The sequence below is a fragment of the Stenotrophomonas sp. 10N36 genome, assembly GCF_056395005.1.
The window spans coordinates 193,850-213,854 of the sequence record NZ_JBFTIS010000002.1 but is presented as its reverse complement, the minus strand read 5'-3'; the positions used below and the strand labels follow the sequence as shown (position 1 = coordinate 213,854).

Here is a 20,005-nt window from a genome sequence, read left to right as displayed (position 1 = left end):
CCACGACAGCATCCGCACTGACCACCTGGACGACGAGGGCCGCGCGCATAGCCGAGGTCACCGTGGGCCCGATACAGATGGTGCAGGTGCTGTTCCAGCCTGACGAGCCCGACGAAGACAACGCCCCATCCACCAACGCCTTCCTGAGCTCGAAGCCATGCAAGACGAGGACGAAAATTTCGAAGGAAAGTACTGGTACGGCGAAGTGGCCTACACCCTGCGCCGTAGCCGCTGGGAACGGGAGCGCGGCACACCCGAGGAGGAAGGCTTGGTCGCCTTCGTCGCGTCGGGTTGCTCGATCGAGGCCATTACCGAACGACTCTACTACGAGTTGCTGGCGAGGCATCTGGACATGGCTCCCGACGGCGAATACCAACTGGGCACGCCCGCCGAAGCCGCCGCGGCCATAGGCCCGGAGCTGGCAGCACGCATGTTGCGATTGCGCAAAGCCGAACCCATTGCCTTTGGCCCATTCCCCTTCGACTGATTGCCGCCGCCAAGCACCCACCCCCACACCCTGCTACCATTCCCCGGCATTCCAGCCAGCCAGCCCACGCACACATGCGGGACCGGCCGTCACACGTACGGCCCAGCGAGCCAGGACACCCTCCCGTGCCCATTCAAGGACGCTCGCATGTACCCTCGTTCCCTTCTCCGTTCGGCCGCGCTGGCCCTCGCCGTCACCCTGTCCCTTGGCACCCCGTCGGCGTTCGCCGTGGGCAAGGCCACCCCGGCTGCCGAAACCGCAGCCGCCGTGCTGCGCAAGCCCGTTGCCCAAGGCCTGTATGAGCTGGCCTACAGCCCCACGGTAGACGTGGTGTACGTGGCCTCGTCCGGTGGCTTCGGCGATGCCGCCGGCCCGGCGCAGCTGTTGCTGCTGGACCCCAACACCCTCGACGTTGAAGCGCAGATCCCGCTGGAGCGCAAAGCCTTCGGCCTGGTGCTGGACGACGCCAACCACCGCCTGTACATCGGCAACACGGTGGACACCTCGGTCACCGTGGTGGATACCAACACCCACAAGGTGGTGGGCATCGTGCAGCTGATGGAAAAGAAGGTGGGCAAGGACGGCAAGGCCGCCTACACCCATGACCTGCGCGAGCTGGTGGTGGATGGCGCGGCCAACCGCCTGTATGTCACCGGCCACTCCGGCGACGGCAGCGTGCTGTTCGTGGTGGACACGCAGTCGCTGAAGGTGGTCAACACCATTCCGGGCCTGGGCAACGCCAAGGCACCGGGCCTGGCGCTGGATGCCAAGGCCAAGCGCGTGTACACCTCCAACCTGCTGGCCGAAGTGGTCACCGTGGGCACCGACAGCGGCAAGGTGGAGCAGCGCTTCAAGGTGAGCGCCGAGCAGCCGATGAACATCGCGCTGGAGCCGTCGGGCAAGCGCCTGTACGTCACCGACCAGGGCTCGGAGATGATCCGCAAGTACCAGGCCAGCAGCTCGGGCTTCGCCTCCACCCACCCGGGCCAGCGCGTGCTGGTGCTGGATCGCACCACCGGCAAGGAACTGGCCAGCATCCCCACCGACGCCGGCCCGCTGGGCATCCTGCTGGATGCCAAGCGCAAGCGGCTGTACGTCACCAACCGCGAAGCGGGCACGGTGACGTCGTACAACAGCGATACGTACAAGCCGCTCAAGACCTATTCGGTGCCCACGCACCCGAACAGCCTGGCGCTGGATGCGAAGAAGAACGTGCTGTACGTGACCGTCAAGAACGGCGACAACGAGGCCAAGGGCAGCCCGGAGTCGGTGGCGCGGATCCAGCTGGACTGATGCGTTGATGCGGTGCCCATCCGCAGGCGCGGGTGGGCATCGCAGCTTTCTGCCAGCGTAGGCCGGCCTATCCTGCTGGAGGTCCGCGCCAAGCAAGGTCTCCGATTTATGGCGACTCTGCAAGGCAACCCAACGGTTCGGTCGGTGCTTCGAACTGCGCTTCCGAGTCTCCGTAGCCCGTTCAGGTGCGCTCTGTCGTTGAACTCAACCGAGCATTCAGTCGTATCGCTGCGCCCAATCGCTTGATCCATCCAAGAAAAAGCAGAATCAGCGCCGAGAAGATCGATGCAGCGACCAATGCGATCGTTCGCTGTTCCCGCAGCTGCTTGGCGAGAAAGTCCTTCAGCGACGGGTCCCTCCATATACTGCACAGTATTGCGAGATCATCGCGATGAAACACAGTCGGAATCGACAACGCCTCTGCATCCCGCTCGCAGGAGCTGGCCGAGATCCTCTTGCGCTCCGATGGCGCCGTTGTGAAAGCGATGCGGGCTTCGGCCACCGAGAGGAAGATGAGCGTATCGGTCTTCTTGATCGTTACGAGTGCGCTACCACTGGCGGCAACAATGACGGACAGACACATCAATACCCAAGCCATCAGGGTAAGCGCAGCAGGGACGGCCACGGCGATCCTTCTCGGAACCTTCTTCTGCACGATGGTCAACGAGTCGATGCAAAAAGCCTCGCCTGCGCTCCCTATCAGGTGAAGTGGGATGTTCCTTCTTTCGGCGAAAGCTATCAACCTTCTGGCGTCTCGTAGGGTCTCGGGACGAACGCCGTACGTCACCTGGAAGCTGACCAGTGCCGCGTGATCGGCAAGACTCTGGCGAACGATAGGATCTTCAACTTCGCTTTTGCCAATGAACAGCCTGAGTAGCCGGACGTACAGTGGTTGAATCGTTCCCGCCCGCCAGTAAACGACAAGGATCGCGACTGCCGCACCTAGTGCGGTCGTAATCGCTACGCTATTCGAAAGCGATGTAATCCATTGCATTCAGGAAGCTCCATTCCATGGGGTTGGTAACTCCGCATGAGAACATGTCGTCAACGGAGTATCGCCGCGCTTCTTCAATTCGCACGTCTACCAGATCTGTTACACCACATTCACCACCTGGCCGTCTTGCCCCGGAGCACCTTCAGGCAATGCCGGCGGCCGCATGCCCTTGGTCAGCACTTCACGCACCTGGTGTTCTTCGTTGTAGAACGCGCCGGCACGTTGGCGGGCATCGGCGATGTAATCCTCCATCAGCGCAAACTGCTGGTGGCAGGCATCGGGCAGCAGGTCGATGGCGGTGATGTGGCGTGCACCATCGCGCGAAAATGCCACGGATTCCAGCTGTGCCACGCACACCGCCACACGCAGCGGACCGAAGCGGATGGCCTGTTCGGCCAGGGTTCCGTTGGCACCCACGACGCTGCCAGCAACGCGCTCGGCGCGGTGGAAGGTGCCCTTGTAGTGCATGCGATACACGGTGGAAGTGAAATCCACCCGGTTCCACAGCTTGTGCGCGGAGGCCAGTGCGAACTGCGCCGACGACACGAAGCCCAGTGCAATCAGGCCGATCATCGCCGCGCCGCTGCTCCGTGCGTACAGGAAGGCAAACACCACCCCGCTCACACCGAGTAGCAGACCGAACAGGCCAAGGCCCAGCAACGGGCGCTGGGTGGGGGATCCCCACGCGGCTTCGAACGCACCGCGCAGCGTGGCCGCGCTCTGATCGGCGCGTGCCACCGGCTCGGCTTCATACAGGAGCACGCCCTCGTATTCGTTGCCATGCACGGTATGCACATTGGCGTACTCCTTGCGTGGCCAGGGCAGCCGGTCTATCCAGCGGTCCAGCAGGCCACGGGTGAGATCATGCATGGCCACATCTTCACGAACGACATGGCGCGCCCCGGAGGAGGTGTAATGCTTGGTCTGCGCGATCAACGCCACGATGAACAGCGCGCTGGCAATCAACGCGCTGCCGAGCACGGCGATGGTGGGCAGCACCACGGTCGCAGTGGCAAACGGGGGCGCCGGTACCTGCAGCGGCGACAAGGTGATGGCCAGTGGGCCGGCGATGGAGACCAGCAGCAGGCTCACCATGGCACCCCAGCGCGGCTTGGGCAGCGGCTTGGAGGTGTCCGGCTCCATTGCGCCCTTGCGGATGGCGGCCAGGGTGGCGAACGGCTTCAGTACCACTACCGCCAGCGCGAAGTAGAACGCAGCCATCCACGTAAATGCAGCTGGCTGGGCAAAGATCCAGGCCAGACCGAAGCTGGCCAGCAGGCCGACCAGATACACGGCGCGCTGCAACTGGATTTCCGCGTGCCGGCGCAGGATGGTGGGCGCCTGGCTCAGCTGCGGCACCAGCCCGTAGAGCATGCTCAACAGCGCATCGCTGGGCCGCTCGCGGTTGACGATGCCGTCATTGATGGTGTTCAGCAGGTGGTTGTTGCGGTTTCCAGCCGTGGCGGGGAAGGCGATCTCGCCGGCTTCGCCCTCGCGCAGGGTGAAACGGAAATAGCGCATGGCCATGCCCACGTGCAGGCCGCCCATCAGCAGGATCAGCACGCCGATGCTGAGCCGACCAAACGCGCCCACGCCCATGCTGCGCACGGCGTCGGCATTGGTGATGCCCAGCAACAGGGCACCGGCCAGCACGAAGCAGACGCCGCCCAGGATGAGATGCAACGTGTTGGGCAACCGCATCGGGTTGACCGTGACTGCGCCGTTCGGCGTTGCGTATTCCGTGCTCATTACTGCTCCTGGTCAAAAAGGGTCTGCGTCATCGGACTTAGCGGCCTGCACGTCAGCTTCTTTAGGGAGAATCCGCGTCGCGGGCGGCCGCGCTGGACCCCGTGAGCCATAATCAACGGTCGCGTCCGCAGTAGACGCACCGCTACCGAGACTACGGATGTCCCCACCTTCCCCGCGCACCCTCACCGCGATGCCCGCCGAACTCCGCTCCCGCTTGCAGGCCGACCTCGCCCGCCAACGCGCCGCCGGCAATCTGTGGCTGTTGATTGCCGTCTGTCTGGCCGTTGCGATCACCGCCTACTTCGGTTGGCTGGGCCTGCACCGCGCGCATGCTGCGCCCACCTGGGTGCCGATGATTCTGGCAGCGGTGGTGGGGTTGGCTGGCATCGTTGCTGCGGCGCTGGTGCGGCAGCGTCGCCCGGTGTGGTTGCGCGAGGCACTGGCATCTTCCGAGGTGGCGGTGATGGAGGGTGCGCTGCAGTCCGCCGAGATCCTGCCGCAGCAGGCACGCTTCGCGCGGGCGCCACGCAGCTACGTGCTGGGCGACTACCGCCACCTGGTGCTGGAGGAATCGCCCGGCACCGACGCGCTGTCCGGCTTCGTGCCGCAGCACGTGTTGGGGCCCGCACCGGGCACGCCGCTGCGCCTGGTATGGAGCGCGGCGCATCCCGGTCACCTGCTGCAGGTGGACTACCCCGGCATGGCGGTGGTGGCCGATGCGCCCGCACCGATGGACGCACAGGATTGGCGCGACCTCTGCACCCGCCCGGTAGCGGCGCTGCGTGCAGCGGCTTGGCTGTGTGGTGCAGCGTTGCTGGGCATCGCAGTGCTGGCCGCAGTGCCTGCCGTCGGCGCGGGTGTCCGCGTGTGGCTGTGGGCCGGCGTGGGCGTTGCGCTGCTGTGGCTGCTGGGTGTGTGGTCCCCGGTGGCGCGGCTGTGGCTGCAGCGTGGGCAGCTGCGCCGCCATACCGTCAGCGGGCCCGTGCAGGAGCTGATGTGGGCGCGCCGCAACGATGGTCGCCAAGGCGTTGAGCATGCGCTGTTCGCGCGTCTGGGCGGGCATTGGCACCTGCTGGACACGGCCGGCAAGGCCAGTGCGCTGCAGACCGCGCTTGTGCCCGGCGCACCGCTCACGGTGCGGTACGCGGTGCTGGGCGACCACCGCGTGCGGCTGCGGCATTCGGCGGCGCTGGCCTGAGCGGTCACGGCCTGCGCGCTGCAATGTCTGGCGTTGCAGCGCGTGCCGCTGTCACTTGCGCACGTAGTACGCGTGCGCCTCGCCATGCACCACGCTCAACGCGTTGACCTTGCCCCACGCATCGCGGTGGAACTCGATCTGCAGTCCGTCGATATCCGGTGACACGAAGCGGTTGGGGGCAAGCGGCAGTACGTGCCCGTCCTGCGGCCGACCGGCAACGCCCACGCGCACCTGCCCGTCGGCCACTTTCACCTGCAATGCCGGAATGTCGAAGATGTCGGCCAGGGCGCGACGATGCGCCATGGGTACCGAAAGGTCCTGCGCGAACACGCCGGCGTAGTCGGCATAGGCCGGTGCGTGCAGATCCAGCGCGACGGGGCGTACGGGCGGGTTGACGCCACGGCCCAGTGCGTCGGACAGGGCATTGCGGATCTCGGTGGTGAGCTCGGCGCCGTTCTCGCCATTGGTGAGGATGACCAGGCCGTCGCCGCTGTCCAGATAGCCTTCGATCCAGGCGCGGTAGCTGTCGTTGGAACCGCCGTGGTGGAAGATGCGGGTGGCGCCGCTGCCGTCCAGGCGCGGGCCCAGGCCATGCCAGCTCGGCGATACCTCGGTCATCATGTCGATGGCGATCGGCTGCGGCAGGAAGCCGCCTGGCGCGCGATAGCTGTTGGTCAGCGCCGCCACGAAGGCGGCCAGGTCATTGGCACTGGTCCACAGGCCTGACGCACCGGCTTCAGGGAACGTCTGCCAGCCGCGCGGCAGGGCGGTGGGCGCGCCGTCGCCGTCGTGGGCCTTGGCGATGTTGTCGAGGGTATCCGGCGGGGTGGTGAAGCGGCTGCGCTGCATTTGCAGGGGGGCGAACACCTGCGCGCGGGCTAGTGCATCCAGGGGCTGGCCGCTGGCATCTTCAAGCACCTGCTGTTCCACCATCACCCCGCCGCCGGAATAGTCGCCGCGCTCGCCGGGGGCGTGGATCAGGCGCACCGGCTTGTTCTTCGCCGGGGCGATGCCGTCCAGCGTTTGCAGCAGCGTGGGCAGCGGTTCGCCCGGCAGGTAGTCGGCAAAGCCGTGCACGCCGAGCCCGGCGGTGTGCGACATCAGCATGCGCAGGCTCACCTGCGGGGTCGGGGTGGTGGGCGTCGCCGGTACCTTCCAGCTGCGCAGGTAGGTGGTGATGTCCTGGTCCAGCGCGAGGCTGCCATTGGCCACCAGCCGCAGCGTGGTGGCCGCGGTGATGACCTTGCTGACCGAGCCCACCGAGAACAACGTGTCCGCGTTCACGGCATCGCGGCTGCCGGCCTGGCGCAGGCCGTAGCCGGCACTGTGCACCAGCTTGCCGTCCCGCAGCACCGCAATGGCTACACCGGGCACGTGGTAGTGGGCCATGCGCGCCTGCAGCGACCAGCGCGGCAGCGGATCGCCGGCGGGCACCACGCCGGGGCGAAGGCCGGCGGTCAGGGCGCTGTCGATGGCGGTGTCGTGGCGGTCGCCGGCGAAGGCGGGCAGGGCCAGCAGCAGCGAGAGCGTGGTGGCCAGTGCGCCACGCAGCAGGATGTGGGGGGGCGGCAGCACGGCGGCGGCAGGGGAAGCGCGACGGATCGAAACCATGCGGAACCTCGGGGTGGGGTGTGCGGGCAGGAGAACCGGTGCGGCATTGCCAAACGCAGGCCGCAGTCGGCCGGTGATGGCCGGGTGGCCACCACGTGGGGGTGTTGTTGCAGGGATGGGTTACGCGCGGTGCGCGCGTGGGATCAGCGGCGGCCGGTGACGGCGCCGCGTTGGATCAGGTAGTCGCGCACGCGGCTGTTGCGCGCCTGGTTCAACGGCGAGCGCCACTGCCCGGCGTCGGCCACCACGCCCAGGTTGACGTCGGCACCGTGGTTGACCAGGTAGGCCACGGTGTCCACGTCGCCGGAGCGGGCGGCGTTGATCAGCGGGGTCTCGTCGTAGGCGACGATGCGGTTGACGTCGGCGCCGGCGCCTACCAGCCGCTCTACCACGGGCAGGTGGCCGCGGCGTGCGGCGGCGATCAGCGGGTTGCCGTCGCCACGCGAGGCCAGGTCCGGCGTGGCACCCAGGGTGAGCAGGGCGTCTACCGTGGCCAGGTGCCCGTGGCGCGCGGCGGCGATGAGCGCGGTGCCGTCACCGGCAAGTTGGGTATCCACCGCGACGCCGGCCTGCACCAGCTGCCGCACCTGGGCGAGGTCGCCTTCTGCAGCGGCGTCGAGCAGGCGCTCGGCCTGTGCCGATGCGGTGCGTGTGGCGGTGTCGCTGTTGGGCGCCACCACGGTTGGCGTGCCCAGGCGCGGGGTGGCCGCCACGGTGACGCCCACGTGCGTGGCCAGCGCGGCCAGGCACAGGGCGCTCCAGCGCAGCCGGGTACGCCAGCTCACCTGCCCCCGCTGCAACTGCAGCAGCCCGTCCACGCGCTGCGTCAGCCCACTGCGGCTGCCCGACATGCTCACAGCCAGTGCGGCGCGTTGCGGGCGTTGCTGCACCATGCCGGCGATACCGCGCAGCAGTGAATCGGCGTAGTCGCGGCCACTGCTGGAGCGGTGTGCGGCGCGGGCATCGCAGGCCATTTCGCGGGCCAGTTCCAGCCGGTTGCCCAGCATGCGCAGGCACGGGCTCCACCAGTACACCGCAAGCAGAGTGCGCTGCAGTGCGGTTACCCAAAGATCACGGCGCTGCACGTGGGCGGCTTCATGCAGCAACAGGTCGCGCAGCGCTGGTGGCGACAACGTGCTGGCCAGATGCGGTGGGACCAGGATGCGCGGCGCGAACAGGCCCACCACCATCGGGCCGGCCACCGCATCGGACAGGGCAACGCAGCTGCCGCGCGGCAGTGCCGGGCCCAACAGGGCATCCAGTGCGGGCGAAGGGCGTGCGGCGCTGTGCAGCCGCCGTGCCTGCCAGATGCCCTGCGCCAGGCGCAGCAGCCCCCACAGCGTGCCGAGCAGCCAGATCATCGCCAACGCCTGCAGCGCGGTGGGTACGAAAGCGGACAGTGTTGCAGTGGGTGACGCTGGCGCGGCCGGCACAGCCGAGGTTGGTAGTGGGGTCGACTGTGCTGCAGTCGGTAGGGCCACCGCGGCCTCAGCTACGGTGACCGCTTCGCGGGGCAGCAGCACCAGCAGCGGCGACACCGCGGCCAGTGCGAAGGCCCCGCACAGCAGCCACGAACGTGCTTCGGCGCTGAGCCGCGCGCGCTGCACTACCAGCAGCACCAGGGCCAGCAACAGCGCGGCATGCCACAGGTGCTGCACGGCCACGGTCAGCAGGGTGTGGGTGGTGTGCGCGCTCATGCCGATTTCCCCGGGTTGCCCGCGTCGTCGACGCGCTTCTGCAGGGCGGCCAATTCGTCGGCCTCCATGTTGTGTTCGTCGATGAGGTGCTGGGCCAGCACGCTGGGCGAGCCGTTGAAGAACGACTTGAGCAGGTTTTCCAGGGCCTGGCGACGGGCCTCGCTGCGGCTGATGGCGGCGCTGTAGATGAACGCGCGGCCTTCGCTGCGGTAGGTCACCAGGCCCTTCTTTTCCAGCACTTTGAACATGGTCAGCACGGTGGTGTAGGCCACCGGCTTCTTTTTCGACAGCGCGTCGGCCACCTCGCGCACGGAGGCTTCCTTGGTCTTCCACAGCACTTCGAGGATGCGGCGCTCGGAGTCGGTCAGGGTGGGCGAGCTGGGGCGGGCCATGGGCTGTCTACTGGTTTGTTAGTTGATGACCGGATCGTGCGCCCGCCGCGCTCGGCATGTCAACTATGTAATTAGTAATGGGGCCGGCCGCGTGCCAGGCGCGAGGACCCGGGGCGCTTGGATGTGGGGCTGCTGGGCGGGTGCGAAACCGGTGCGCTCAGGCGCTGGCTACGCAGGCCGCCGTGCCTGTGCACGCCGCGCTGCGGGCGGCCGGAGAAGCGGCACACCCGTGCGAACGCGGCGCCGCGGGGCAACATTGGCATGCTCCGGCCTGCGAGGTACTGCGCAGTGCCCTGCGCAACGCGGCACGCGAGGCGGGGTGTGCGCCCACGCCGTGCAGCAGCAACGTGCGCGCCAAACCGCCGCAGGCAACGCGCGGCAGGGCCAGCACGGCTGGGGCGGTGGCGCAGGGATAAAGCGGGCGAAGGTCCATCTGTCCCGGTCTCTGTGGGGTGGTACGTGATGCAGCATGCGGCGTGCCTGTCTCATGGATTGAGACAGGCACTGCGGCTACCCCGGCCCACACGCAGGAAGGTCAGTGGCCCCGCTGCTTGGCGGCGCTCAGCGCCTGGTCCGCGCGCAGGAACACTGCGCTCGTGGATTCGCCGCGATCGGTGGACGCCGCGCCCAGCAGCAACGGCGTACCGAGTCGTTGCAGGGTGTCGTGCGCGACCGCCTCAAACGCCGCCACGGTGTCCGGGGCATGGGCGCTGCCCAGCACCGCAATGAACTCGCCGCTGCCGGTGACCCGGTTGAGGCTGTCGCCGCGCTCGGGCTGCAGGCACTGCTCCAGAGCGTGGTCCAATTGCTGCAGGTGGCGGTCCAGGGTGCGCTCCCCCAGCCGTTGCGCCAGCTCTGCCAGGTCCTGCAGTTCCAGGATGACCACGGTGTAGGCGCCGCCTGCGTCGGGCGACGCCGCCTCGTCGGCCACGGCCTGGTCGAGGAGGGTCGCCACCTGCTGGTCGCGTTCGCGGCTGCGGCTTTCCATCAGGGTCATGGTCAGCCGGGCCAGCGCCTGCAACGCATCGCGCTGCACCGCGTTGAGCTCGCGCGGGGTGATGTCCACCACGCACACGCTGCCTACCGCGGCGCCCTGCTCGGTGACCAGTGGCATGCCGGCGTAGAAGCGTGCGCCGATGTCGTTCAGCACGGGGTTGTCGGCAAAGCGCGCGTCCTGCGCCAGGTCGCCGATTTCCATCAACTGGTCGGGCTGGCGGATGGCGTGGTCGCACACGGCGACGTTGCGCTCGGTCTGCGTGCCGTCCAGACCGGTGCGCGCCTTGAACCATTGGCGGTCACGGTCGATCAGGGTGACCAGCGCCATCGGCGTGCCGCACACGGCGGCTGCCACCTTGACGATGTCGTCGTAGGCCGGCTCGGGCAGGCTGCCCACGATATGCAGGGCGTCCAGGGCGCGTTGGCGGTCGGCTTCGGTGGCGGGCGCAGGCGAGGGTGGGGTCATGCACTGTCCTGATGGCGTCGTCGATGTTGCAAGCGTAGGGCACGCCGCTGCGTGGAATGGTTAACCCGGGGTGGAGGACGCGCGCTGCGGTTGATGCGCGATTCATCCCCTGCACGCCGCGTCGACTCACGCGGCTGTGCAGGCGGCGTAGACGTTGCGGCGGATTTTTTCACAGGCCGCGCGGTGCCGCCTGCCTAGCATCGGCCACTCTCTTTCCGCCCACACACGGAGTTTCCATGACTGCTTCCCGCGTTCGCCTGCACGTTGAAGATACTGGCGGTACCGGCCGCCCGGTGGTGTTGATCCACGGGTGGCCGCTGTCGGCCGAATCCTGGAAGGCACAGGTGCCGGTGCTGAAGGACGCCGGCTACCGCGTGGTGGCCTATGACCGCCGTGGCTTCGGGCGTTCGGACACGCCGGCCGACGGCTACGAGTACGACACGCTGGCCGACGATCTGGCCGGGGTGATCAACGACCTCGACCTGCGCGATGTCACGCTGGTGGGCTTCTCGATGGGCGGCGGCGAAGTGGCCCGCTACATCGCCCGCCATGGCGAGCAGCGCCTGCACAGCGTGGTGTTCGCCTCGGCCGTGCCGCCGTACATGCTCAAGACCGATGACAATCCCGACGGCCCGTTGACCCAGGCCAAGGCCGATGAAATGAAGCAGGGCCTGGAGCGTGATCGCGATACGTTCTTCGATGGCTTCACCAAGGACTTCTTCAGCGCCAACGGTGAGCTCAAGGTCAGCGAGAAAGAGCGCCAGGAGGCCATCGCATTGTGCAAGCAGTCCGACCAGACCGCCGCGCTGGGCTGCATGAAGGCCTTTGGCACCACCGACTTCCGCGAGGACCTGAAGAAGGTCACCGTGCCCACCCTGGTGCTGCACGGCGACAGCGATGGCACGGTGCCGTACGAGGGTTCGGGCAAGCGTACCCATGCGGCCATTGCCGGCAGCGAGGCGGTCGTGCTGAAAGACGCCCCGCACGGCTGCAACGCCAGCCACGCCGAGCAGTTCAACGCGGCGTTGGTCGCGTTCCTGGCCAAGTGACGGTGCGGTAGCATCTGCCCATGCGCCAGACCCGCACCCCGCCGTGGAAGAAGCCCAACCCCAAGAGCGGGGCCTCGCGCCCGTTGTCACCGGCACAGAAAGAAGCCGCACGGCAACGGGCCGAAGAAAACGGCCGGGCGTATCCAAACCTGGTGGACAACATGTGGGCGGCAAAGCTGCCGCGCGGGGACTAACGCGCCCCGCTCACGCGCCGTCGCCCGGAAACGGGCGGCGACGTCAGCGGCGAACCGCGAGCACGCCGTCCATGGCCAGGTCGGCCTTGAAACCGGCCTTCTCCAGGCGCTTGGCCACTTCACGCGGCACATCGCGGCCGCTGGTGAGTTTGTTCGGCGCGCCGGTGTAGTGGAACATGCGCCCGCCCTTGCGTATCACCCGCGCCAACTGGTCGTAGAACACCTGCGAATACAACTCGCCGGCAATGCCGAAGCGCGGCGGGTCGTGCAGGATGGCGTCTACCGAGCTGGATGCGATCCCTTCAATGGCCTGTGACACATCGGCATGGGTCAGCGACAGGCGCCCGCCGCTGCTGGCCGCCTCGGGGTCGGGCGACCACGGGTTGAGCGTGCGCAGCCACAGGACGTCAGGGTTCTTCTCGAACGACTGGATGCGAGTGACGCCACCCTCCAGGCAGCACGCCGCGAAGTAGCCGAGCCCGCCGCAGGTATCCAGCACGGTCTTGCCGGCCGGGGCGATCAGCGCCACCTTGCGCCGCGCGTCTTCAAACGGCGACACCTGCGCGCTGGGCAGCATCTTGATGCCGTCGATCTCGAAGGTGGGGGCATCCCATTCGGTGGGCACCAGCTTGATCAGCGCCGAGCCGAAGCGCGACACCGCCAGGAATTCTTCGCCGTCCCAGTAGTAGAGGGTGCGGTCCTTGGTCTTGCCCGGGTAGTCGTAGCGTTCGTCCTTCCACAGCCAGTGGTCGGCAGCCAGCGTGGCGGTGCCGGTGGACAGGCCGAGGTCGAGCGAGCCGGTCCATTCGGTCGCGCCGCTGTCGCGGGCGCGGGTGAGGGCTTCGGCAAGCGGGCGGGTCAGCAGGGGGCCGGTGTAATGGGGCACGGGAGTGGGGGCGCCGGGGCTGCGGGGCAGCGTGGCGTCAGGTCAGCCAGGGGAAGGCATCGTACCTGAGACCGCGCCCGGGGGCAGGCTGCGGCCGGGCAGGAGGCTCTATAGTAGCGGCGGCATACCGCGCTGCAGGGCCTTACAGGGAATTGACGTGGGCACACCGTTGGAATACATCCGCCGTTTGTCGCGCTGGGCGCGCGCGCTGATGATGCTGGGCGTGGCGTTGGTTACCGGCTGCAGCGCGCCGCACGGCCCGCCGGCAGGCGCCTTGCAGGACCTGCAGTCCATCGAGATCCGCTACCAGTACAGCGGCTGGGGCCGGGTGGACGAAGTGCATCGGTTGGAACCGGGCGCTGGCCGACGCACCTTCCAGCGCAGCTCGCAGCTGGACAGCCAGGAAGACCCGGATGCGGTGCTGACAGATGCGATCCCGGCGCAACGCGTTGCCGAGCTGCTGTGGGCGGTTTCTGCTCCACCGTGGCCGCGCGAGCGCGGCGTGGACGCGGTGGCGCGACGGGTGCGGCCAGCGCGGATACTGGAGCAGGCGCTGCCGGACTATTCGACGCCGACACGCGGTTGCACCCCGCGCGCGTTCGAGGCCAAGCTGCATGCGCTGCTGCAGCGCGCCTCCCTGAAGGCACAGCTGGGCCGTTACTACGCCAACGGCATCTGGACCGATGATGACCCCGCCATGCGAGTGGTCATCCGCTACGAGCACCGACCACCGCAGGTGCTGGCCTCCAACGAGCGCACGTTGCTGATGCTGCCGTGGGTGCTGGGTGACCCCGGCGCAGGCGATGCCGCTGTGACCACCTGGTCGGTGCCGGTCAGTCAGGCGCTGCGCCGGCTGCTGCCCGAATCCTCCAAGGCGTTTGAACGGCTGGGCCGGCGCGAGGACGGGATGCTGGTGGAGCGGATCGCCGCCACCGCGCGGGTCACCTGCGAGACGCAGCATCGCTGACGGCGGTGCGCGTCAGGTGCCGTAGCGCAACAACGTTCCGCGGCTGAACAACCACTGGCAGCGTTGCTTGCGCATCGCACGCACCTTGCCGCCTTCGATCACACCATGCGTCTCGTTCAGCGCCTCGCCGTGGACGCGTGCACCGGCCTTGAAACGGAACACGCCACTCTGGCCGTCCGGGGTCAACAGCGCTTCTTCGATCTGGTCAAGCTCGCCCGCACTGAACAGGGCCGCGCGCTGTTCGTCGTCGGGGGTGATCAGCGGTGTATCCACCTGACGCCACGGCGAGGCGCGCCGGTAGGCGATGACGTAACGACCGTCCACGCGCGTCAGTTTGACGCTTTCCCGGCTGTGGGCGCCCGGTGCGGCATAGCAGCCGATCAACCGCCCCTGGCCGATCGAATCGCCGTTGCCGCAGCCGGCAAGCAGCACAAGCGCAGGCAACAACAGGGCGGACAATCGCATCAGGCAGCCACGGGTGCAGGTGACCGCGCAGTGTAGCGTCGCCACCCCGATGAGGGGATGTCTGACCCGCCCCGACTCATTTGATGACAGCAGCATGCGCGGCTTTCCCAGCCAGCGGCGCTGCGTGTCCTGATCGTTGCCGTGCAGGCGGACACGGACACTGCGTGCATGACCTGCGATCACCTCCCTTGGCAGCCTGGCAACGCGTACTTCTTCAGCGCACACCTGCACCGTGCCCACGCCGGGTTGCTGGTGGAGCACGCACAGGCATTACGGCTGGCGTTCCGGGTGGCGCAGCAGGCACGGCCGTTCCGCATCGACGCCATCGTGGTGCTGCCCGACCATCTGCATGGCGTGTGGACGCTGCCGGCGGGGGACGATGACGGGCATCGGCGCTGGACACAGATCCAGGCCATCTTCGACCGTCACCTGCCGGGCAAGCCGCCGCGCGCGGTGCTACGTCGCGATCGTTCCGCGCGGCCGCTGTGGCACAGCAGCTTCCGTGAGCATCGCATCCTGGACGAGGACGACTTTCATCGGCACGTGGCCTATGTGCATCAGAACCCGGTAAAGCACGGTCACGTGCGCGATGCGATGGAGTGGCCGTACAGCTCCATCCATCGCACGGGGCGGCAGGAGGAGGTGCCATGCTGAGGTGATGCCCGTTGGCGCCAGGATCAGCCGCAACGCACCTTGAACACCGGCCCGGCCCCGATCAGCACCAAGGCCATGTAGTCGCTGTTCTTGTCCTTGCCCTTGAGCGTGGCGCCCGGGTTGAAGTGGAAGATGCCGAACCCGCCGTTGGGCCGGACCAGCGCCTTGTCGATCTGGTCGGCATCGTCCTTGAAGTAGCGGGCGATGTCCGCGCGCGAGGACACCTGCAGCGCGGTGGGATCGCGTTGCCATTGCTCGTCGCGGTTGAAGCTCACGAAGTATTGGCCCTGCTGCTGCTCGATGCGGAACTCGGCGGGTTTGCGTGCGTGGGTGGCGTAGCAGCCCAGCAGGGGATCGGCAGAGAACACGCCCGCGCCGTTGTCGTGGTTGCCGCAGGCGCCAAGCAACAGTACCGGGGCAAGCAAAAGCAGTGAAACGGCAGGGCGCATGGCGGTGACCTCCTACGGCGATAGGCGCAGTCTAGGCAACCTCGTCCAACGACGCTGTGTAGAGAGCCCAGCGTGTACGCCACTGCCATGCGCCCGGGTGTACGTTGGTGGCAGTCCAGACGAGCAGCGCCCGTGCCCCCGCACCCCCGTCCGCCACCGGCGACATCGTTCCAACCACGGCAACCCGCAGCCCGGCCCCCGGTAATGGGCGTGTGCAGCTTCCTCGGGCTGCCGCTGGGCGCTGCGGCCTATTGGCTGGCAGACATGGGCGGCCAGGGGACGGCAGGCGTGGGTACCAGCATCATGGCTGCGATCGGCGTGCTGGCGGCGGCCGGCGTGGGGATGGTGGCCAGCATCGCCTGGCGCGAGCGCCAGGAGCGCTGGCCGTGGTTGGGCGTCACCGGTGCCCTGGTCAGCAAGGCGCCGCTGCTGCTTTTCATCGTGGCCTTCATCGTGCATCACTGAGGGTTCTGCGCCCAGACGCTGCAGCCACCCGATGCACTTCCACGGTGATGTGGCTCAGGGTGTACGGTGGAGGCATTCCAGACGAGTAGCGCCTGTGCCCCAGGACACCCTTTCGCCCGCACCAGCATCCGTTCCCGCACCACCGCGTGCCACCCGCGCGCCCCTGTTGGGGCTGTGCAGTTTCCTTGGCCTGCCCGTGGGCGGTGCGGCCGGCTGGCTGGCCGGCGTGGCCAATCACGGCGTCATTGCCGGGGCCGGGACCACCGGCGTTGCCATCGGCGTGCTCGCGGCGGCGGCCGTGGGGCTGGTGGCCAGCATGGCCTCGCGGGTGCGCCAGGAACGCTGGCCGTGGCTGGGGATTGTCGGTGCGGTGGTCAGCACGGCACCGTTGGCGCTGTTCCTCGTGTCGATGCTGCTGCACCGCTGAATGCGGTGATGGCGGGCGGCCGCGCGCTGACGCGGTGCCGCACCACGTCCGCCGCTACGGCTGACGCCCGCTCAATGCCGATGCCGCCGCCATGCGTTCCACACATGCGTGGCCGCCAACAGCAGGCTGCCGACGACGGTCATCGGGGTTTCGCTGTCGTGGCTGGGCCACTCGGCGGCGCCAGCCAGCAACAGCAGCAGGCCCAGCGCGGCGCTGGTGACGGCCGCGGCAGGCAGGCGCTGCTGGCGGTGTGCGCGCCACAGGGCGAAGCCGGTCAGGGGGGCGGCGATGGCCACGAACAGCACGTGCACCCACTCGGCCTGCGCCCATACCCCGAACAAGGGCAGGGTGGCGGCCAGGATCGGCAGGGCCAGGCAGTGCAGCAGGCACAGGCTGGACAGGGCGATGGCGCCGGCATCGAGCAGGGTTGAGGAGCGTTTCATGGGGGTGGGGCCCGGATCAGTGAATGTTATATAGTAACATTTCATTCCGCTGCGGACCCTGTCCCTCCATGAACGCCACTGCTGCCCCCACCGATGCCCGCCTGCCGGTAACCGTGTTGTCCGGTTTCCTTGGTGCCGGCAAGACCACGCTGCTCAACCAGTTGCTGCGCAACCGCGAGGGACGGCGGGTGGCGGTGATCGTCAACGACATGAGCGAGATCAACATCGACGCGCAGCTGGTGCGTGATGGCGGCGCGGCGCTGCGCCGTACCGAAGAGACGCTGGTGGAGTTCAGCAATGGCTGCATCTGCTGCACCCTGCGCGACGATCTGCTGCAGGAGGTCAAGCGGTTGGCCGCCGAGGGCCGCTACGACTACCTGCTGATCGAATCGACCGGTATCGCCGAACCGATGCCGGTGGCGGCCACGTTCTCGGTACGCGATGAGGACGGCTTCTGCCTCAACGACATCGCACGGTTGGACACGATGGTGACGGTGGTGGACGGGCAGCAGTTCCTGCACGACTTCGGCTCGACCGACCGGCTTGCCGACCGTGGCCAGCAGGCCGGTGCCGATGACGTGCGTGGGGTGGTGAACCTGCTGGCCGAGCAGATCGAGTTTGCCGACGTGATCGTGGTGAGCAAGTGCGACCTGATCACCGACGACACGCTGCAGTCGACCCTGGCCGTGCTGCGCGCGATGAACCGCGAGGCGCGGCTGGTGTTGTCAGAGCACGGCAACGTACCGCTGCACGAGGTGCTGGATACGCATCGCTTCGACTACATCAAGGCGCAGTTGGCACCGGGCTGGATGCAGGCGCTGCGTGGCGTGCATACGCCGGAGACCGAGGAGTACGGCATCAGCAGCTTCGTGTACCGGGCGCGCCGGCCGTTTCACCCGCAGCGCTTCGCGCAGCTGCTGCAGCAGGGGCTGGGGCCGGTGATCCGCAGCAAGGGGTTCTTCTGGCTGGCCAACCGCATGGACTGGGTGGGCGAGCTGTCCAGCGTGGGCGCGGCTACCCGCACCGAGGCTGCCGGTTTCTGGTACGCGGCGCGCCAGCGGGTGGAGGCCGGGCTGGAAGACACCCCGCCGCTGCTGCCACCGCCGCAGGTGCCGTACACCGACGTGGGCTGGGTGCGCCAACAGGCCGCCTGCTGGACCGCGCCCATGCCGGGCATGGACGAAGTGGGCGATGCCGGCGAGTACCAGGCCATGCGCCGGATGTGGCACCCGTGGTGGGGCGATCGCCGCCAGGAGCTGGCGGTGATCGGGGTGGAGATGGACGAGCGCGCGGTGCGTGCCGAGTTCGACGCCTGCCTGCTCACCGATACCGAGATGCGCGCCGGGCCGATGCTGTGGCAGCTGCTGCCCGACGCATTCCCGGCGTGGTCGCGGCACTGACGGTGCGGCTTACACCGCCGTCAACGACCAGCCTTCGGCGGCTGCGTCCAGGTAGTGGGTCAGCCCCACGGCATCCAGCAGCGCCGGGTCGTGCGAGACGAGCATCAGCGTGCCGGGGAACTGGCTGAGCATCTGCTCCAGCGCGGCCAGCGAGGGCAGGTCGAGATGGTTGCCGGGTTCGTCGAGCAGCAACAACTGCGGCGGCGCGTGCGCGTACAGCACGGCGGCCAGCGCGGCTTTCAGACGCTCGCCGCCACTCAGCGTGGACAGCGGGCGCAGGCTGCGTTCGGCGTCCAGCCCGAGCAGCGCGAGCCGGGTGCGCGCATCGGCGTCGCCGCCGTCGGGGTGGGCATCGCGCAGCAGCTCCAGCGCCGTTGCCTGCGCGGGCAGCGACGACAGGGATTGGTCGAGCAGCGCGGTGCGCGCGGCTACCGTGCAGGTACCGGCGACGGCCTCACACTGGCCGGCCAGCAGCCGCAGCAATGTGGATTTGCCACTGCCGTTCGGGCCGCGCACGCCGATGCGTTGGCCGCGCTGCACCTGCAGGGTGATGTGCTGCCACGGTGGCGACACCCACGGCAGCTGGACGTCGGTGAGCTCGGCCACGCGCTGCGGCCCGGGCTCTGCCTGGCGGGGGGCCAGCAGGGCAATTCCGGTGGCATCGTCCAGCTGCGCAGCGGCGTCGCGCACGCGGGCGTCCACCACCGCGCTGCGCTCCAGCTGCTGGGCCTGCCAGCGCCCGGCACTGTGCTCGCTGCGGTTCTTCATGCCGCCGAGCAGGATCGGCGCCTGGTTGGCCGTACGCGCGGTGCGCTGCGCGCGTGACTGGCGGTGCTCAAGCCGTTCGCGTTGTTCGCGCGCGGCATCCTGCTGGTGGCGCCGTTCGCGCTTGCGCAGCGCCAGCAGTTCGGTGGCGGCGCTGTGCTCGTCGTGCTTCTGTGCCGCGTACAGGTCGTAGTTGCCGCCATAGCTGCGCAGCCCACCCGGCGACAGTTCGACGATGCGCTGCATCGCGCGCAGCACGCGACGGTCGTGGCTGATCACCAGCAGGCCGCCGCGCCATTGCGCCAGCGCATCCAGCAACCGCGTGCGGTGGCCGGCGTCGAGGTGGTTGCTGGGCTCATCGAGGATCAGGCCGTCGGCCTGCGACAGCAGCGCACCGCCAAGGGCCACCTGCATGGCCTGGCCACCGCTGAGCGACGCGGCCGGCCGCGCCGGATCCAACGGCGGCAATCCCAACTGCTGCCATTGCGCCTGCAGCTGCTCGCGGATGTTCCAGCGCTCGCCCACCGCGGTGAAATCGGCGGGGTCGACACTGCCGGCCTCGATGCGTGCCAACGCATCCAGCAGCGGGGCCACGCCGGCCAAGGCGGCGATGCTGCCCGGCGGGGCGCCGCTGTGCTGGGCCAGCAGGTGCACGCGGCCGGTGCGCTGTACCTGGCCGGCGCTGGGCGCGTGCTGGCCGGCCAACACGCGGGCCAGCACGCTCTTGCCCACGCCATTGCGCCCGACCAGGCCGGTCGGGGTGGTGTCGATGTGGGTGCTGATATCGGAAAACAGGACCCGCCCATCGGGCAGGGTGCAGGTCACGCGGTCGAGCGTGAGAGAAAATGCGGTCATGCGACCTCCAGGGATGCCGTGGGTTCCCTTCACGCACGGGGCGGGAAGGACACAGGCCGTCAAACAGACGGCGGGGCATCACTGGCGCATGCGGGCATACCTC

Annotated in this window: 21 protein-coding genes; 10 read left to right on the top strand and 11 right to left on the bottom strand. The window is 68.3% G+C overall.

Going from position 1 to position 20,005, the window contains the following annotated elements:
• Nucleotides 1-157: 157 nt before the first annotated feature.
• Both AC1DCJ_RS04575 and AC1DCJ_RS04570 read left to right on the top strand, forming a co-directional pair.
• A complete protein-coding gene (locus AC1DCJ_RS04575) occupies nucleotides 158-487 on the top strand; it encodes a hypothetical protein (RefSeq protein WP_478070230.1) in 330 nt (109 codons plus the stop codon).
• Nucleotides 488-634: 147 nt separating this feature from the next.
• Nucleotides 635-1,780 carry a YncE family protein gene (locus AC1DCJ_RS04570; RefSeq protein WP_478070229.1) on the top strand — a complete coding sequence of 382 codons (1,146 nt, stop codon included), beginning with the start codon at nucleotides 635-637 and terminating at the stop codon, nucleotides 1,778-1,780.
• A 181-nt stretch (nucleotides 1,781-1,961) separates the two neighbouring features.
• On the opposite strand, the gene AC1DCJ_RS04565 is transcribed toward AC1DCJ_RS04570, so the two are convergent.
• Nucleotides 1,962-2,774, bottom strand: a complete 813-nt coding sequence (locus AC1DCJ_RS04565) for a DUF6216 family protein (protein ID WP_478070228.1) — start codon at nucleotides 2,772-2,774, stop codon at nucleotides 1,962-1,964.
• Nucleotides 2,775-2,873: 99 nt separating this feature from the next.
• Complete coding sequence (locus AC1DCJ_RS04560) at nucleotides 2,874-4,523, bottom strand: hypothetical protein (RefSeq protein WP_478070227.1); 1,650 nt, start codon at nucleotides 4,521-4,523, stop codon at nucleotides 2,874-2,876.
• 157 nt (nucleotides 4,524-4,680) lie between these two features.
• On the opposite strand from AC1DCJ_RS04560, the gene AC1DCJ_RS04555 reads away from it, so the two are divergent.
• Nucleotides 4,681-5,721 (top strand): hypothetical protein, encoded by a 1,041-nt coding sequence (locus AC1DCJ_RS04555; RefSeq protein ID WP_478070226.1) that lies wholly within the window; start codon nucleotides 4,681-4,683, stop codon nucleotides 5,719-5,721.
• A gap of 51 nt (nucleotides 5,722-5,772) precedes the next feature.
• On the opposite strand, the gene AC1DCJ_RS04550 is transcribed toward AC1DCJ_RS04555, so the two are convergent.
• The 4 genes from AC1DCJ_RS04550 to AC1DCJ_RS04535 all read right to left on the bottom strand — a co-directional run bounded on the left by AC1DCJ_RS04550 (nucleotide 5,773) and on the right by AC1DCJ_RS04535 (nucleotide 10,883).
• Nucleotides 5,773-7,332, bottom strand: a complete 1,560-nt coding sequence (locus AC1DCJ_RS04550; RefSeq protein ID WP_478070225.1) for a serine hydrolase domain-containing protein — start codon at nucleotides 7,330-7,332, stop codon at nucleotides 5,773-5,775.
• Between the two features lie 143 nt (nucleotides 7,333-7,475).
• Nucleotides 7,476-9,029: a M56 family metallopeptidase gene (locus AC1DCJ_RS04545; RefSeq protein WP_478070224.1), complete on the bottom strand. Its 1,554-nt coding sequence runs from the start codon at nucleotides 9,027-9,029 to the stop codon at nucleotides 7,476-7,478.
• Nucleotides 9,026-9,421, bottom strand: a complete 396-nt coding sequence (locus AC1DCJ_RS04540) for a BlaI/MecI/CopY family transcriptional regulator (RefSeq protein ID WP_478070223.1) — start codon at nucleotides 9,419-9,421, stop codon at nucleotides 9,026-9,028. The genes AC1DCJ_RS04545 and AC1DCJ_RS04540 overlap by 4 nt, the downstream gene beginning before the upstream one ends.
• Nucleotides 9,422-9,956: 535 nt before the next feature.
• On the bottom strand, nucleotides 9,957-10,883 hold the full coding sequence (locus AC1DCJ_RS04535; RefSeq protein WP_478070222.1) for a GAF domain-containing protein: 927 nt from the start codon (nucleotides 10,881-10,883) through the stop codon (nucleotides 9,957-9,959).
• Between the two features lie 236 nt (nucleotides 10,884-11,119).
• On the opposite strand from AC1DCJ_RS04535, the gene AC1DCJ_RS04530 reads away from it, so the two are divergent.
• Entirely contained in the window at nucleotides 11,120-11,932 is an 813-nt protein-coding gene (locus tag AC1DCJ_RS04530) for an alpha/beta fold hydrolase (RefSeq protein ID WP_313425621.1), read from the top strand.
• Nucleotides 11,933-11,952: 20 nt separating this feature from the next.
• Nucleotides 11,953-12,126 (top strand): hypothetical protein, encoded by a 174-nt coding sequence (locus tag AC1DCJ_RS04525; RefSeq protein ID WP_478070221.1) that lies wholly within the window; start codon nucleotides 11,953-11,955, stop codon nucleotides 12,124-12,126.
• Between the two features lie 43 nt (nucleotides 12,127-12,169).
• On the opposite strand, the gene AC1DCJ_RS04520 is transcribed toward AC1DCJ_RS04525, so the two are convergent.
• Nucleotides 12,170-13,012: a class I SAM-dependent methyltransferase gene (locus AC1DCJ_RS04520; RefSeq protein WP_478070220.1), complete on the bottom strand. Its 843-nt coding sequence runs from the start codon at nucleotides 13,010-13,012 to the stop codon at nucleotides 12,170-12,172.
• Between the two features lie 157 nt (nucleotides 13,013-13,169).
• On the opposite strand from AC1DCJ_RS04520, the gene AC1DCJ_RS04515 reads away from it, so the two are divergent.
• Entirely contained in the window at nucleotides 13,170-13,979 is an 810-nt protein-coding gene (locus tag AC1DCJ_RS04515) for a hypothetical protein (protein WP_478070219.1), read from the top strand.
• 12 nt (nucleotides 13,980-13,991) lie between these two features.
• Here the strand turns inward: AC1DCJ_RS04515 and AC1DCJ_RS04510 are convergent, their stop codons facing one another.
• Nucleotides 13,992-14,444, bottom strand: a complete 453-nt coding sequence (locus AC1DCJ_RS04510; protein ID WP_478070218.1) for a hypothetical protein — start codon at nucleotides 14,442-14,444, stop codon at nucleotides 13,992-13,994.
• 168 nt (nucleotides 14,445-14,612) lie between these two features.
• Here AC1DCJ_RS04510 and AC1DCJ_RS04505 point away from each other — a divergent pair, with 168 nt between their 5' ends.
• The gene (locus AC1DCJ_RS04505) at nucleotides 14,613-15,098 is read left to right on the top strand and encodes an REP-associated tyrosine transposase (protein ID WP_314403381.1); all 486 of its coding nucleotides are present in this window, start codon (nucleotides 14,613-14,615) and stop codon (nucleotides 15,096-15,098) included.
• Between the two features lie 23 nt (nucleotides 15,099-15,121).
• Here AC1DCJ_RS04505 and AC1DCJ_RS04500 read toward each other — a convergent pair whose 3' ends face one another.
• The gene (locus AC1DCJ_RS04500) at nucleotides 15,122-15,547 is read right to left on the bottom strand and encodes a hypothetical protein (protein ID WP_159495593.1); all 426 of its coding nucleotides are present in this window, start codon (nucleotides 15,545-15,547) and stop codon (nucleotides 15,122-15,124) included.
• 204 nt (nucleotides 15,548-15,751) lie between these two features.
• Here AC1DCJ_RS04500 and AC1DCJ_RS04495 point away from each other — a divergent pair, with 204 nt between their 5' ends.
• Nucleotides 15,752-16,012: a hypothetical protein gene (locus tag AC1DCJ_RS04495; RefSeq protein WP_478070217.1), complete on the top strand. Its 261-nt coding sequence runs from the start codon at nucleotides 15,752-15,754 to the stop codon at nucleotides 16,010-16,012.
• 94 nt (nucleotides 16,013-16,106) lie between these two features.
• Nucleotides 16,107-16,439, top strand: a complete 333-nt coding sequence (locus AC1DCJ_RS04490) for a hypothetical protein (RefSeq protein WP_313246052.1) — start codon at nucleotides 16,107-16,109, stop codon at nucleotides 16,437-16,439.
• 71 nt (nucleotides 16,440-16,510) lie between these two features.
• On the opposite strand, the gene AC1DCJ_RS04485 is transcribed toward AC1DCJ_RS04490, so the two are convergent.
• On the bottom strand, nucleotides 16,511-16,882 hold the full coding sequence (locus AC1DCJ_RS04485; RefSeq protein WP_478070216.1) for a MerC domain-containing protein: 372 nt from the start codon (nucleotides 16,880-16,882) through the stop codon (nucleotides 16,511-16,513).
• Nucleotides 16,883-16,950: 68 nt separating this feature from the next.
• On the opposite strand from AC1DCJ_RS04485, the gene AC1DCJ_RS04480 reads away from it, so the two are divergent.
• Nucleotides 16,951-18,282 carry a GTP-binding protein gene (locus AC1DCJ_RS04480; RefSeq protein WP_448135185.1) on the top strand — a complete coding sequence of 444 codons (1,332 nt, stop codon included), beginning with the start codon at nucleotides 16,951-16,953 and terminating at the stop codon, nucleotides 18,280-18,282.
• Nucleotides 18,283-18,291: 9 nt separating this feature from the next.
• Here the strand turns inward: AC1DCJ_RS04480 and AC1DCJ_RS04475 are convergent, their stop codons facing one another.
• Nucleotides 18,292-19,902 (bottom strand): ABC-F family ATP-binding cassette domain-containing protein, encoded by a 1,611-nt coding sequence (locus AC1DCJ_RS04475; protein WP_478070215.1) that lies wholly within the window; start codon nucleotides 19,900-19,902, stop codon nucleotides 18,292-18,294.
• Between the last annotated feature and the right edge of the window lie 103 nt (nucleotides 19,903-20,005).

Bases quoted from the DNA above. Each gene is read 5' to 3' on its own strand.
- AC1DCJ_RS04575 (WP_478070230.1), top strand. From the start codon at position 158: ATGCAAGACGAGGACGAAAATTTCGAAGGAAAGTACTGGTACGGCGAA.
- AC1DCJ_RS04570 (WP_478070229.1), top strand. From the start codon at position 635: ATGTACCCTCGTTCCCTTCTCCGTTCGGCCGCGCTGGCCCTCGCCGTC.
- AC1DCJ_RS04565 (WP_478070228.1), bottom strand. From the start codon at position 2,774: ATGCAATGGATTACATCGCTTTCGAATAGCGTAGCGATTACGACCGCA.
- AC1DCJ_RS04560 (WP_478070227.1), bottom strand. From the start codon at position 4,523: ATGAGCACGGAATACGCAACGCCGAACGGCGCAGTCACGGTCAACCCG.
- AC1DCJ_RS04555 (WP_478070226.1), top strand. From the start codon at position 4,681: ATGTCCCCACCTTCCCCGCGCACCCTCACCGCGATGCCCGCCGAACTC.
- AC1DCJ_RS04550 (WP_478070225.1), bottom strand. From the start codon at position 7,332: ATGGTTTCGATCCGTCGCGCTTCCCCTGCCGCCGCCGTGCTGCCGCCC.
- AC1DCJ_RS04545 (WP_478070224.1), bottom strand. From the start codon at position 9,029: ATGAGCGCGCACACCACCCACACCCTGCTGACCGTGGCCGTGCAGCAC.
- AC1DCJ_RS04540 (WP_478070223.1), bottom strand. From the start codon at position 9,421: ATGGCCCGCCCCAGCTCGCCCACCCTGACCGACTCCGAGCGCCGCATC.
- AC1DCJ_RS04535 (WP_478070222.1), bottom strand. From the start codon at position 10,883: ATGACCCCACCCTCGCCTGCGCCCGCCACCGAAGCCGACCGCCAACGC.
- AC1DCJ_RS04530 (WP_313425621.1), top strand. From the start codon at position 11,120: ATGACTGCTTCCCGCGTTCGCCTGCACGTTGAAGATACTGGCGGTACC.
- AC1DCJ_RS04525 (WP_478070221.1), top strand. From the start codon at position 11,953: ATGCGCCAGACCCGCACCCCGCCGTGGAAGAAGCCCAACCCCAAGAGC.
- AC1DCJ_RS04510 (WP_478070218.1), bottom strand. From the start codon at position 14,444: ATGCGATTGTCCGCCCTGTTGTTGCCTGCGCTTGTGCTGCTTGCCGGC.
- AC1DCJ_RS04505 (WP_314403381.1), top strand. From the start codon at position 14,613: ATGACCTGCGATCACCTCCCTTGGCAGCCTGGCAACGCGTACTTCTTC.
- AC1DCJ_RS04500 (WP_159495593.1), bottom strand. From the start codon at position 15,547: ATGCGCCCTGCCGTTTCACTGCTTTTGCTTGCCCCGGTACTGTTGCTT.
- AC1DCJ_RS04495 (WP_478070217.1), top strand. From the start codon at position 15,752: ATGGGCGTGTGCAGCTTCCTCGGGCTGCCGCTGGGCGCTGCGGCCTAT.
- AC1DCJ_RS04485 (WP_478070216.1), bottom strand. From the start codon at position 16,882: ATGAAACGCTCCTCAACCCTGCTCGATGCCGGCGCCATCGCCCTGTCC.
- AC1DCJ_RS04480 (WP_448135185.1), top strand. From the start codon at position 16,951: ATGAACGCCACTGCTGCCCCCACCGATGCCCGCCTGCCGGTAACCGTG.
- AC1DCJ_RS04475 (WP_478070215.1), bottom strand. From the start codon at position 19,902: ATGACCGCATTTTCTCTCACGCTCGACCGCGTGACCTGCACCCTGCCC.